At 71.2% G+C, this 12,920-nt stretch carries 9 protein-coding genes; 7 read left to right on the top strand and 2 right to left on the bottom strand.

Annotated elements, in window-relative coordinates:
- Position 1: 1 nt before the first annotated feature.
- The 4 genes from J2851_RS36270 to J2851_RS06355 all read left to right on the top strand — a co-directional run bounded on the left by J2851_RS36270 (position 2) and on the right by J2851_RS06355 (position 6,433).
- Positions 2 to 1,903, top strand: coding sequence for a TolC family protein (locus J2851_RS36270; RefSeq protein ID WP_209765038.1), 1,902 nt, complete (start codon positions 2 to 4; stop codon positions 1,901 to 1,903).
- 169 nt (positions 1,904 to 2,072) lie between these two features.
- Entirely contained in the window at positions 2,073 to 2,879 is an 807-nt protein-coding gene (locus J2851_RS06365; protein ID WP_246500447.1) for an efflux RND transporter periplasmic adaptor subunit, read from the top strand.
- Positions 2,869 to 4,239, top strand: a complete 1,371-nt coding sequence (locus J2851_RS06360) for an efflux RND transporter periplasmic adaptor subunit (protein WP_211114240.1) — start codon at positions 2,869 to 2,871, stop codon at positions 4,237 to 4,239. Before J2851_RS06365 ends, J2851_RS06360 begins: the two co-directional genes overlap by 11 nt.
- A gap of 4 nt (positions 4,240 to 4,243) precedes the next feature.
- Entirely contained in the window at positions 4,244 to 6,433 is a 2,190-nt protein-coding gene (locus J2851_RS06355; protein WP_209765037.1) for a site-2 protease family protein, read from the top strand.
- 196 nt (positions 6,434 to 6,629) lie between these two features.
- Here the strand turns inward: J2851_RS06355 and J2851_RS36265 are convergent, their stop codons facing one another.
- Positions 6,630 to 8,630, bottom strand: coding sequence for a mechanosensitive ion channel domain-containing protein (locus tag J2851_RS36265; protein WP_209765035.1), 2,001 nt, complete (start codon positions 8,628 to 8,630; stop codon positions 6,630 to 6,632).
- A gap of 502 nt (positions 8,631 to 9,132) precedes the next feature.
- Between J2851_RS36265 and J2851_RS06345 the strand changes: the two genes are divergently transcribed.
- Complete coding sequence (locus J2851_RS06345) at positions 9,133 to 9,417, top strand: hypothetical protein (RefSeq protein ID WP_209765033.1); 285 nt, start codon at positions 9,133 to 9,135, stop codon at positions 9,415 to 9,417.
- Between the two features lie 14 nt (positions 9,418 to 9,431).
- Here the strand turns inward: J2851_RS06345 and J2851_RS06340 are convergent, their stop codons facing one another.
- Complete coding sequence (locus tag J2851_RS06340) at positions 9,432 to 9,707, bottom strand: hypothetical protein (protein WP_209765031.1); 276 nt, start codon at positions 9,705 to 9,707, stop codon at positions 9,432 to 9,434.
- 255 nt (positions 9,708 to 9,962) lie between these two features.
- Here J2851_RS06340 and J2851_RS06335 point away from each other — a divergent pair, with 255 nt between their 5' ends.
- Together J2851_RS06335 and J2851_RS06330 are read left to right on the top strand one after the other, a co-directional pair.
- Entirely contained in the window at positions 9,963 to 10,331 is a 369-nt protein-coding gene (locus tag J2851_RS06335) for a hypothetical protein (protein ID WP_209765029.1), read from the top strand.
- Positions 10,332 to 10,606: 275 nt separating this feature from the next.
- Positions 10,607 to 12,832: a SulP family inorganic anion transporter gene (locus J2851_RS06330; RefSeq protein WP_209765027.1), complete on the top strand. Its 2,226-nt coding sequence runs from the start codon at positions 10,607 to 10,609 to the stop codon at positions 12,830 to 12,832.
- Positions 12,833 to 12,920: the final 88 nt, after the last annotated feature.

Genomic DNA, 12,920 nt, shown 5'->3' with positions numbered 1-12,920 from the left:
AATGACCTGCCTTCCTCCGACCTTCCGGGCGCGGTCCACGATGGCCTGCGCGACCGTCGCCCTGCTTGCCGCCTCCCTGCTCGCCAGCGGCTGCTCGCTGTCGCCGCAGCCCCTGACGTCCGAGGAGAACCTGTCGCGGGTGCGCGCCGACATGGCGGTGGTGATGTCCCCGCAGGAGCCCATCGCCGGCCCCGTCACCATGCACGAGGCGATGGCTCGCGCGATCAAGTACAACCTCGACGAACGCGTGAAGCTGATGGAGATGGCCGTCGCCAACCAGCAGCTCGACCTCTCGCGCTTCGACATGCTGCCGCGCGTCGTCGCAGGCGCCGGCTACACGGGCCGCAACAACGAGGCCGGATCGGAAAGCCTGAACCTCGCCACCGGGCGGCGCACCGGCGAGAGCACCACGGCGACCGACCGCAACCGCCGCACCGCCGACCTGGGCTTCACCTGGAACATTCTCGACTTCGGCGTCAGCTACCTGCGCGCGCGCCAGAACGCCAACCTCGTGCTGGTCGCCGACGAGCGCCGCCGCCGCGTCGTCCAGGGCATCCTGCAGGACGTGCGCACCGCTTATTGGCGCGCGGTGGCCGCCGAGCGGCTGCTGAAGCGGATCGAGCCGCTGGAGAAGCGCATCGAGGTGGCGCGCAAGAACGCCGGCGCGCTGGAGACGCAGCGCGTGCAGGCGCCGCTGCAGACGCTGACCTACCAGCGCTCCCTGGTCGACACGCTGCGCCAGCTGCAGACGCTGCGCCGCGAACTGGTGGCCGCCAAGTCGCAGCTGGGCGCCCTGATGGGCCTGCCGCCGGGCGAGAGCTTCACGCTGGCCATCCCGGCGGAGGCGACCGTGAAGGACGCGCCGGGCATCGCCACCCCGGTGGAGGCGCTGGAATCCTACGCGCTGCTGAACCGGCCGGAGCTGGTGGAGGAGACCTACAACGCCCGCATCACCGCCGACGAGACGCGCCGCGCGCTGCTGAAGCTGCTGCCGGGCATCGACCTGAACGCCGGGCTGCACTACGACAGCAATAGCTTCCTGCTGAATCAGCAGTGGGCGGACTACGGCGCGCGGCTGTCCTGGAACATCCTGAACCTGGCCTCGGCCTGGGACACGCAGTCCTATTCGAAGGCGCAGGAGGAGCTGGTGGCCTTCCGCCGGCAGGCGCTGAGCGTGGCGGTGCTGAGCCAGGTGCGCGTCGCGATGGTGCAGTACCGCGAGCTGGCGCAGGAGTTCGCGCTGACCGCCGACCAGGCGGCCATCGACCAGCGCATCCGCCAGCAGTATGTGAACAGCAGCACGGTCGGCCAGCAGGGCGACCTGGGGGTGATCCAGGCGGAGGTGTCGGTTCTGGTCTCCGACCTGCGCCGCGACCTGGTGTTCGCCGACCTGCAGAACGCCTACGCCCGCGTGATGGTGTCGGCCGGCGTGGACCCGCTGCCCGAAGCCGTCCCGGCGCAGGACATGGCGACCCTGCGGCGCGCCGTCGCCGACGGGCTGGCCAGCTGGGAACAGCGGGCGGGCGGCACCGCGCGTCTGCCGGACCTGCTGACCCCGGCCGCCACCACGTCGGAGAAGCCGGCACCGGCGCCGGAGAAGGCCACGGTGGAAAAGGCAGGCGCTCCGGTCGCCCAGGCGCCCGAGGCGAAGGCTCCGGCCGAGACGATCTCGGCGGTCGTCACCCCGGCCCCGGTGGAAAAGGCCCCGCTGGAGAAGGCTGCTGCGCCGGAGACGGTGACGGTGGCCTCGCTGCCGGTGACCGCGACCTCGGCGCTGCCGATGCGGGCGTCCTATAACGCTTCGGCTTCGGCTTCGGCTTCGGCGTCGGCACAGCCGGTGAAGGTCTACACGGTGCCGCTGGCGGCCCTGGCTCCCGCCTCCGCCAGCCGGGCGGCCCGCTGATCCGCACGCCGCGGGGCGTCGACGCCGGTCGCGGGCTTTCCCGCCGACCGGCCGAGCGCCCCGCAGAGCGTGTGAATCAGGCCAGGGTTGAAACAAAGAAGCGCATCGATCCGGAGCGGGCGCAACGGTCGTTGCGTTTCCGCAGCGATCGGTGCAGAAAGACTCGGCCATGACCCGTCGTCTTCGCTCCATCCGCGTCGCCGCCGCGCTGTTCGTCGCGCTGGCTTCTGCATCGCTGAACGCCGCCCCGTTGCCCGCCGCGGCGGAGTCCCCACCGCCTGCCACCGACGGCGGGGTGCGCGCGCTGATCGAGGCGCGCCAGCACGCGGTGCTGTCCAGCGAGATCGCCGGCCGCATCGCCCGCATCGCGGTGGAGCCGGGCCAAGCCTTCAAGGCGGGCCAGACGCTGGTCGCCTTCGATTGCAGCCACTATCAGGCGACGCTGGACGCGGCCCGCGCCAACGCGCGCGCCGCCGACGTCACCGTCCGGCAGAGCCGGCGGCTGGAGCAGCTGAAGTCCATCGGCGCGGCCGAGGTCGAGATGGCCGAGGTCAAGGCCGAGGCCGCGCGCGCCGAGCAGCGCAAGGCGGAGATCGAGGTGCGCCGCTGCGAGATCAAGGCGCCCTACGACGGCCGCGCAGTCGAGCAGCGCATCCGGGAGCAGGAATCGGTGCCCGCCGGCACCCCGCTGCTGGAGATCGTGTCCGACCAGGACCTGCGGGTGGAACTGATCGTCCCGTCCTCCTGGCTGGTCTGGCTGAAGCCCGGCCAGCGGTTCGACCTGCGCATCGACGAGACGGGGGAGCATCTGGGCGGCGAGGTCGCGCTGATCGGCGCGCGCGTCGATCCGGTCAGCCAGTCGCTGAAGGTGACGGGCAAGCTGTTGCCGCAAAAAGGGGCCCCGCCCAACCTGGTCGCGGGGATGAGCGGCACCGCCCGCTTCACGCCGCCGGGGGAGGTCACCGTTGCCCGATGACGTGAATTTTCGCGCCGCGGAGGCCGCGCAGCCGCTGAACGGTCTGCTGCTTCTGCTGAACCTGCACCAGGAGGCGCGGCAGGCGCAGACGGCGGAGGCGTTGCGCTTCCTGATGGTCAACCAGACGCGGCGGCTGGTGGTCTACCGCCAGGCCGTGTTCCTGGCGCTGGCGCCGACCGGCAAGGCCCGGCTGGAGGCCGTGTCCAACGTCGCGGTGCCGGAGCGCGACGCGCCCTTCACCCGCTGGCTGGAGGCGGTCGGAACCGCGGTTGCGTCGGGCGCCGACGCGCGCGCGCCGCACCTCGTCTCCCCCGCCGACCTGCCGCCGGGGCTGTCGCGCGAGTGGGGCAACTGGGGCCCGGCGCAGGCGCTGTGGCTGCCTCTGCCGGGGCCGGACGGGTCGCTGACCGCCGCGCTGTGGATCGCCCGCGACGACGTGTGGACCGACGGCGAGCAGCTGTTGCTGGAGCAGCTGGCCGGCGGCTACGGCCACGCCTGGTGGGCGCTGACCCGCGGCGGGCGACGGTCCCGGCTGCGGCTTCGCCCGGGGCTGGTGGCGCTGCTGGCCGCGGCGCTGCTCGGCGGCGCGCTGTCCATCCCCGTCCCGCAATCGACGCTCGCCCCGGCGGAGGTGGCGCCGCGCGACCCGCTGATCGTCAGCGCGCCGCTGGAGGGCGTCATCGAGCGCTTCCACGTCCAGCCCAACGAGCCGGTGAGTGCCGGGCAGCCGCTGTTCAGCTTCGAATCCACGGTGCTGCGCAGCCGGTTCGAGGTGGCGCGCAAGGCCCTGACCTCGGCGGAGGCCGAGCTTCTGACCGCCGCCCAGGGCGCCTTCGCCGACCCGCAGAGCAAGGCGCGGGTGGCGCAGCTGAAGGCCCAGGTGGAGCTGCGCCGGGCGGAGCTGGCCTTCGCGCGCGACCTGCTGGAGCGCGTGACCGTGAAGGCGGAGCGGCCGGGCATCGCGGTCTTCACCGACGTCAACGACTGGCTGGGCAAGCCGGTGTCGGTGGGCGAGCGCATCCTGACCCTGGCCGACCCGCAGGCGGCGGAAATCGACATCCACGTGCCGGTCGGCGACGCCCAGCTGCTGGAGGAAGGGGCGGAGGTCAGCCTGTTCCTGAACGTCGATCCGCTGAGCCCGCTGCACGGCCGGGTGGTGCACGCCAGCTACGAGCCGGGGATGACCTCTTCCGGCATCCTGGCCTACCGCGTGCGCGCGGAACTGGCCGCTGGAGCGGGGGAGCCGACGCCGCGCATCGGCCTGCGCGGGACCGCCAAGATCGAGGGCGGGCGGGTGCCGCTGGCGCTCTACCTCTTCCGCCGCCCGCTGGCCGCCCTGCGGCAGGCCGTGGGGATCTGAGGCCATGGGCGCCGCCGTTCTCGGTACGCCGGGGGGTGTCGCGGGACTGTCGGCTGCCGCCGTCACGGATCCGATGGACGCGGTCCGCCTGCCGCCCTTGCGCGACGACCTGCACCTGCTGCCCGGCCCGCCGGGGCCGGACGGGTCGCCCTGCTGGACCATCCACGACCCGGCGCGCAACCGCTATTTCCGCATCGGCCACGCCGCCTTCGAGATCATCGCCCGCTGGCACCTCTGCGCCCCGCGCGCCATCGCCGCCGCCGTGGCGGAGGAAACGGTGCTGGAGCCGGACGCCGACGACGTCTACGAGCTTTACCGCTTCCTGTCGGCCAACAACCTGACGCAGACGGTCGACACCGACTATCTGGCGCGGCAGGTGGCGATGCGGCGGACGTCCTGGTGGATGTGGCTTCTGCACAACTACCTGTTCTTCCGCATCCCGCTGGTCCGCCCGGACGCCTTCCTGAACGCCACGGTGCGCTTCGTGGCGCCCTTCTACAGCGCCGCCTGGTGCTGGGCGGTGCTGGGGGCCGGGCTGCTCGGCCTTGTGCTGGCGATGCGGCAGTGGGACGCCTTCCGGCACACCTTCCTGCATTTCTTCAGCCTGGAGGGCATGGCGCTCTACGGCGTCACGCTGGTGGTGACCAAGACGCTGCACGAGCTGGGGCACGCCTACACGGCCAAGCGCTACGGCTGCCGGGTGCCGACTATGGGGGTGGCCTTCCTGGTGATGTGGCCGGTGCTCTACACCGACACCAGCGACGCCTGGAAGCTGGTGTCGCGGCGCGCCCGGCTGGGCATCGCGTCGGCCGGCATCCTGGCGGAGCTGGGGCTGGCCGCCTTCGCGACGCTGGCCTGGAGCTTCCTGCCCGACGGCGCGCTGCGCAGCGCCGCCTTCTTCGTGGCGACGGTCAGCTGGGTGACGACGCTGACCATCAACCTCAGCCCCTTCATGCGCTTCGACGGCTATTACCTGCTGGCCGACGCGCTGGACGTGCCCAACCTGCAGGACCGCGCCTTCGCGCTGGCCCGCTGGCGCCTGCGCGAGTGGCTGTTCGGCCTGGGGGAGGAGGTGCCGGAGCGCTTCGCCCCCTGGATGCACCGGACGCTGCTGGTCTACGCCTTCACGACCTGGATCTACCGTCTGATCCTGTTCCTCGGCATCGCGGCGCTGGTCTACCACGTCTTCATCAAGGTGCTGGGCATCCTTCTGTTCGCGGTGGAAATCGGCTGGTTCCTGATGCGTCCGCTCTTCAAGGAAATCGTCGCCTGGTGGACGCTCCGCCACGGCATGGGCCTGAACCGCAACACGCTGGCGACGCTGTGCGGGCTCGGCGGGCTGCTCTGGCTGGTCCTGACCCCGGTCGCCGGGTCGGTCGCGGTGCCCGCGGTGTGGCGGGCGGAGGCTTTCTCCACCCTGTTCGCGCCGGTGCCGGCCCGCATGGCCGACGTGCTGGTCCAGCCCGGCCAGCGCGTGGCGGCCGGCGACCTGCTGTTCCGGCTGGAGGCGCCGGAGGTCGAGAACAAGCTGGCCCAGGCGGACCTGCGCATCGCCATGGCGCAGGAGCGCATCGACCGGCTGTCCGCCGCCCGCGAAGGGCTCGACCGCATCCGCGTCATGGAGGAGGACCTCGCCGCCGCGCTGGCGGAGCGGCAGGGACTGCTCGACAGCAAGGCGCGGCTGGAGGTGCGGGCGCCGCTGGCGGGGACGGTGGTGGACATCGCCGACGGACTGCGCCCGGGCCGCTGGGTCAACCCGAAGCTGCCGCTGGCCCAGCTGGTCGGCGACGGCGCCGGCGAGTTCGTCGGCTATGTGGCGGAGGAGGACCTGGCGCGGGTGGCGCCGGGCGCCGTCGCGCGCTTCCATCCCGACGACCCCCTGCGCCCGCGCGTCGAGGCGCGGGTGACCGCCGTGGACCATGTGGGCGTCGCGGCGCTGGACGTGCCGGCGCTGGCCTCGCTCAACGGCGGGCCGGTCGCTGTGGACGGGCAGCCGGGCGTACCGACCACCCGCCAGAACCTGGCCCCGGTCGACGCCGTCTACCGCGTGACGCTGGCCCCGCTGGACCCGGCGCAGGCCGGCCCCGCCCACCAGACGCGCGGCGTCGCCCGCGTGGACGCCGAGGCGCGCAGCCTCCTCGGCCGCTTCTGGCGCACGGCGCTGGCGGTGCTGATCCGCGAGGCGGGGTTCTGATTCTCGGATGTGTGCTTTGGTGGGGAGGGGGATTCACCACTAAGACACAAAGGACACGAAGGATTTCACAAAGAACGTCGGCCGTTTCGGAAAGCTGTAGATGCGCCGGAGCCCCCTTTGTGAAATTCTTTGTGCCTTTGTGTCTTAGTGGTGAATCCCCGACACCGATTGTGCTTTCCGACGATCCAGCACCCCCTCAGTCCGCGCCGCCGTTGCCCTTGGCGCCGCCCATCGCGCCTTCCAGCGCCTGGGCGGCGGCGAAGCCGATGGCTTGGCTGCGCGCGGCCGGATCGTCCACATGCACCACCACGCCGCGCCCGACCAGGCTGATCCCGTTCTCGCGGAAGGCGCGGATCAGGCGGTGGTAGGCCTCGCGCCGGATGACGAACTGCTCGTCGGGCTTGGCGGTGAACTTGACGCCGATGATGACCGCGTCGTCCTCCACCCGGCGCACGCCCTGGGACTTCAGCCCCTCGATGAAGCTCGGGCCCATCTCGGGGTCGTCGGCCAGCTCCTTGCCGATGGTCTTCACGATCTTCTTCACAAGCGCCATGTCGGTGTCCGGCGGGACGCGGAATTCCAGCCGCATCAGCGCCCAGTCGCGGCTGTAGTTGGTCAGCGCCTTGATCTGGCCGAAGGGCAGGGTGTGCACCGCCCCACGGTGGTGGCGCAGCTTCAGGGAGCGCAGCGAGATGCCCTCCACCGTGCCGCGCAGCTGCCCGACCTCCACATAGTCGCCCATGTGGAAGGCGTCCTCCAGCAGGTAGAAGACGCCGGCCAGGATGTCGGCGATGGTCGATTGCGCGCCAAGGCCGATGGCGATGCCGACCACGCCCGCGCCGGCCAGCAGCGGCCCGATCTCGATGCCGACCGACGACAGCATGATCATCGCGATGACGCTGATCAGCACAATCTGCAGGAACTTGCGCAGCAGCGGCAGCAGAGTCGCCATGCGCTGCGCGCGGGAATTGTGGCTGTCCTGCCGGGCGCCCTCCAGCGCGCGGTCGATGGCGCGGACGACCAGCGTCCAGGCGACGTAGCCGAGCAGCAGGACGACGCTGACGTTGACGGCAAGGCGCAGCAGGATGCCGCCGATGCCCGTCGCCTTCTCCACCCGGAAGCCCCAGATGGCCGCGGTGGCGAACAGCCCGACCAGGAACAGCGCCGTCCACACCGCCCGCATCACCCGCGTGACGGTGGCCTTGCCCGCCTCCGTCTCCTCCCCGCGGTAGAAACGGGCGAGCGGGCGCTGGACGATCAGGGCGACCGCCGGCACGGCCAGCGCGGCCAGCAGGCTGACGAGCATGCGGGGGCCGGTCCCCGGTTCCAGCCGCACCGCCGAGGCCGCCACGACCAGCCAGAGGCCGATGAGGTAGACGGTCGCGGCCACCGGCCACAGGCCGAGCGCCGGGCTGGCCGCCGGGTCGATGGACAGTGGGCCGGCCAGCGCCATCGCCACCGCGTTGCGGCCCCGCCACACCCGGTGCAGCAGGTAGATGAAGGGAATGGTGCTGGCCGGCAGCCCGATCGCGACGATGGCGTCGCCCCCGACCCCCAGCGCCATCAGCAGGTCGACCAGGCCCAGCACGCCCGCCGCCAGCGCGACCGTGACCATGGCCGTGCGGTGCAAGGCGCGCGCGCCGGTGTCGTCCAGCGGCAGGAGGCGGAGCGCCGGCTGGTCGGGCGCGCAGAGGAAGCGGACCAGCCGGTCGACCAGAAGGACGGTGACCGACGCCTGGAGCACGGCCAGCAGGATGGCCGGCGCCGCGGGGTGCCGCGGGTGCAGGGCGGCGTAGGCGATCAGCGCGCCCACCACATAGGCCGCCACCCCGACGAGCCCGAGACCGAGCCGCAGGACCGCCGCGATCACCGGGGCTGCGTGGGCGGCCTCCACCCGCTCCCGCGTGCGGGCCAGCGCGCGGTTGGTCGCCAGCAGGGCGGCGGTTCCCGCGGCGATCAGGGCCGTCAGTCCGGTCAGCAGGCGCCAGGGGTCGACGGGGACATCCCGGCCGTTCGGCCGTTCGAACGCGTTCATCACGATGACCGGCAGGCGCGGGTAGGTGGCCGCCACCGCCTCCAACCGGTCGGCGTAGACCTCCAGGGCGGTGCGTCGCCCCGCCGGCTGATCGGGGGCTGCCGTCGTGTCGACCTGGAGCGGGGCCTGGGCTTGGGCCAGGACGGGGGAGGGCGCGGACAACAGCAGCGCCAGAAGGATCGCCGCGATGGAGGCATGCGCGCCCCAAAATCGCCGGGAGAGCGCCAGACCTACGGCTCGTCCCCTGAAACACGCCGGAATAAAGGACTGAAGTTCTGGCAAAGCTTTCCGCCAGCCGACCAGCGAAGAGCGCCGCTGGTCCGAACTTTCGCCAAGCCTTTCCTGGGGGCGTTCTTGCGCAGGCATGGCAGACTGTGTGAATCGCCAAAGTGTGCGAGCAAGTACGTTACCGTTGCGTACCGGCCGTCGGGGATACGGTTGCACGGCCTGAGAAACGTAGCGAATCCTGTGCGTTTCGGGTGCCAGCCTGCCCGGACCATGCCTGAACGAACCCGCGGCTTGTGCGTTGTATGGTGGTTGCATCCGATGCGGAACAACCGGGTGCGGATCGAGGAGGAAACCCGTGTCACCCACCCGTCTTTGTGTCCTTCCATCGGCCCTTCGTTCGGCCTTGGCCTTATGGGCCGCCGTTGCGGCGCTGTTCGTGGCGACCGCAGCCTGGGCGCAGGATGCCCCGTTGGCGTCGCTGCCGCCGAAATGCACCCAGACCGCGACCGCGAAGCTGGAATCGATGGGGCTCGCCAACGTGGTGAAAAGCGGCATGCATTCGGAAATCCGCAGCGGAGTCAGCATCGTGTCCGGCTATCGCGCGCGCTACTACAACCCGAATTGCGGCGGCTACATCGTCATGAACATGACGCCCAACTGCGCGATCGAGCAGACCTACACCACCGGCCAGTGCCGGATGAACGGCATGAGCCACTGGTAAAGGGCACCGGCGGTTCAGGCCCGTTCGTTCGCCGCGTCGATGTCCAGCAGTTCGCGCAGCAAATCACGCTCCAGCTCCGCGACCAGGCGCCGGTAATCGCGCGCGCAGGCACCCGCCTGCGGTGCGTCGGCGCGTTCCCACCTTGCGCGTTCCCACAGGGCGTACGCCGCGAGCGCCTCGCCGTAGTCGGCGGACAGCGCCTGCAACCGCGCGTTTGCGGCCATCTGGTCGAGGATCAGATCCTTGAAGGCCGGAAACCGCAGGATGAGAAGCTGTAGGGTGCTGTCCATCGGCATCGTTTCCGCGCCATCATTCCCGCGCCATCGTCCCCGCGGGGGCGCTCCCGCCGGAATGCCACGGGAAAGCCATAGGGAGTGATGCACCAGCTATGGCACAGGGGGCGCCGTCTGACGCGTACTTTACCGTAACACGCCCGTTGGACACTTCACGCAGGGTGCATGGGGGCGCAGCCTGTGGTGGGACGGTTTCCGCTCCGGACTTTCCTTCGCGGACGGGTCCGCGGCGTCGAACACGGGAGAGGTGCCATGCGTGTCGTGCTTCCCCTGGCCCTTGCGGCCATGCTGGCCGCGGGGGTGTTGAGCCCCGGTCCGGCGCAGGCCCAGTTCGGCCTGTTCCTCGGCAACCGTGGGACCTTCCAGCTGACCGACGAGGATTGGCAGCTGTTCCGCGACGCCGTGGTCAAGGCCTTGCAGCCGCCCAAGGCCGGCAACCGGGCCGAATGGCAGAACCCCAAGACCAACATGCGCGGCGACGTGGTCGTCGAGAAAACCTTGCAGAAGGAGGGCGCGCCCTGCGCCCTCCTGCGCGCCCGCTTCATCCGCACGGAGGAGCAGACGCGCCACCTGACCTTCTGCCGCGACGCCGGCGGGCAGTGGGTCATCGCCCCGGGATGAACATACGCAAGTATTCTTCGGCACAAACCGGCAGTTTCCAACATACGGTGGAATGGCAATGATGTAACGTTGTGGCTTTTTGTCCCGGATACCAAGTTGAGGGGCGTTGCTGAAGCCTCCTTCGACCAGAGAGTTGCTGGAAATGGATTGGGATCGCGGCTAAGGTGTGGGCGCCTTTCGGCGGTTTCAATTCGGTCGGGGTGACTCAGGTGACGGTCGGCAGCACGGGCGCCAACAACAGGGGCGCGAGCGGCAGGGGTGGGACGTCCACAGGATTGGAGCGGTGGCGCGGCGAGGCCCTGGGCGGGCTGGCGGGCGCCCTGTTCGTCATGCCGGCGGTGCTGGGCTGCGGCGTCATCGTGTTCCAGCCGCTGGGCTCCGCCTTCCAGCCGCTCGGCATCCAGGCGGCTTTCGGCGCCACCATCGCGGCGGCCCTGTTCCGCGGCCTGCTGCCGGGCGGAAGCCTGCACGTCAACGCGCCGCGGGCCACCCAGGCCGCCTTGCTCGGCGGGCTGCTCGTCCAGGCGACGCAAGCCGCGGCGGCTGGCGGCTACACGATTCCGGCCGGGGTGCTGGTCGCCATCCCGGTGCTGGCGCTGATGGTGGCGGCGCTGCTCCAGCTTCTGCTCGGCGTCCTGCGGATGGGCGATGTCCTGAAGTTCATCCCGCAGCCGGTCGTGGCCGGCTTCGTCAACGGGTTCGCGCTGGTCATCCTGTTGCAGCAGTTGCCCAACCTGCTGGGCCTGCCGGACGGGGCGGGGGCCTGGGCCGCCGTCACCGGTGCAGCGCCCGTGAACCCCTGGGCGCTCGGCTTCGGCCTGCTCGCCGTGGTCGGCGTCTGGTTCATGGGGGAGAAGCGGTCGCGGGTGATCCCCGGCCCTCTGCTCGGCCTGATCGTGGGGACCATCGCCTATCAGGCGCTGGCCGCGGTCACAGAGCCGGGCGTGCTGGGCGCGACGGTGAAGGCGCCGCCGGCCGGCATGCCCTTCGACTTTGCCTTTCCGGGCCTGGCGGAGCTTGCGACCCACCGGGTCTTCGCGGATCTGTGGCCGTCGCTGCTCGTCACCGGGCTGACGCTGGGCGTGGTGTCGTCCATCCAGTCGCTGCTGAGCGCCGCGGCGGCCGACGCCCTGCTGCGCGTGCGCCACGACGCCAGCCGGGAGCTGCTGGCGCAGGGCGGGGCCAACCTGTTGGGCGCGCTGGGCAGCGGAACGGTCACCGGCGGGTCGCCGCTCTACACCCGCGTCGCCATCCACAACGGCGCCCGGTCGGACCGCGCCAACCTGTTCCTGGGGCTGGTGCTGCTGGGGGCGGCGATGGGGCTGGGGCCGGTGCTGGAAATGGTGCCCGTGTCGGTGATGGCCGGCGTGGTCGTCGTCGCGGTGCTGCGGCCGGACGACTGGACCATGCAGATCGTCACGCTTCTGCTGCGCCGCCGGGCGGGTGCCGCGCGGGCGGAGCTGCTGCAGACCCTGTTCATCGTCGTCGTCGTGGCCGTTCTGGTCGCGGCGGTGGACGTTCTGGTGGCGCTGGCCGTGGGCATGGCGCTGAGCGTCATGGTCTATCTGCGCCGCGCCGCGGCGTCGGTGGTGCGCCGCTCCTACCACGGCGACCGGGTGCATTCGATGACCGGCCGGTCGGGGACCGACATGGACCTGCTGGAACGGCACGGCCGCGCCATCGCGGTGATGGAGCTGCACGGGCCGGTCTTCTTCGGGTCGGCCGACAACCTGGCGCGGGCGGCGGAGACCCTGACCGCCGGCGGCGAGACGCTGATCCTGGACCTGACCCGGGTGAACGACGTGGAGAGCACGGGCGTGCTGATCCTGCGCCGGCTGGACGAGCGGCTGGCGCGCGAGGGCAAGACCCTGCTTCTGTCCGGCCTGGGCGCCGGGCGGGCCTTGCGCGCCCTGCTGCGCGACATGGGCTTCGACCGGCCGGAGGCGGAGGGGCGCGTCTATGGCGACCTGGACACCGCCCTGTCCGCGGCGGAGGATCGCCTGCTCGCCCGCCTCTCTGGTCTGGGGGCCGGTGCCGGTGCGGCGGAGGGCGAGGAGGAGATGGCGCTGTGCGACCATCCCAGCCTGGAGGGCCTGACCCAGGCGCAGTTCGACCTGCTGTCGCTGACCACCCGCCGCCTGACCTTCGCCCCCGGCGAGCGCATCCTGAGCGAGGGCAGCACCCAGAACAGCCAATATTTCCTGGTGAAGGGCCGCGTGCGGGTGGAGAAGCGCTCGCCCGGCGGCGGGCACAGCGTGCGGCTCGGCAGCATCTGCGCCGGCGCGCTGTTCGGTGAGATGGCCATGCTGACCGGCAAGCCGCGCTCCGCCGACGTGGTGGCGGACACGGCGGTGGTCTGCCACGAGCTGGCCGCGGAGGACGTGGCGATGCTGGACAGCCTGGACCCGTCCATCTCCTTCATCCTGGTCCGCAACATCGCCCGCGAGGTGACCGTGAAGATCGGCCGCATGTCGCGCGCCGCCACGCTGAGCGAGGCGTGAGGGGAGTATCGGTGCCGTAGATCCGTAGGTTGGGTGGAGCGCAGCGCAACCCAACAATCGTCGCAATGCCGGCTGTGTTGGGTTCCGC

The organism is Azospirillum rugosum (assembly GCF_017876155.1).
GTDB classification, from domain to species: domain Bacteria; phylum Pseudomonadota; class Alphaproteobacteria; order Azospirillales; family Azospirillaceae; genus Azospirillum; species Azospirillum rugosum.
Note: the sequence above shows the minus strand (reverse complement) of the source record. Positions and strands in the feature narration are given on the sequence as shown.

What these genes read in the sequence shown, in the direction of transcription:
- J2851_RS06335 (WP_209765029.1), top strand. Translation starts at nt 9,963, where the DNA reads ATGCGTGTCGTGCTTCCCCTGGCCCTTGCGGCCATGCTGGCCGCGGGG.
- J2851_RS36270 (WP_209765038.1), top strand. Translation starts at nt 2, where the DNA reads ATGACCTGCCTTCCTCCGACCTTCCGGGCGCGGTCCACGATGGCCTGC.
- J2851_RS06355 (WP_209765037.1), top strand. Translation starts at nt 4,244, where the DNA reads ATGGGCGCCGCCGTTCTCGGTACGCCGGGGGGTGTCGCGGGACTGTCG.
- J2851_RS06340 (WP_209765031.1), bottom strand. Translation starts at nt 9,707, where the DNA reads ATGGACAGCACCCTACAGCTTCTCATCCTGCGGTTTCCGGCCTTCAAG.
- J2851_RS06365 (WP_246500447.1), top strand. Translation starts at nt 2,073, where the DNA reads ATGACCCGTCGTCTTCGCTCCATCCGCGTCGCCGCCGCGCTGTTCGTC.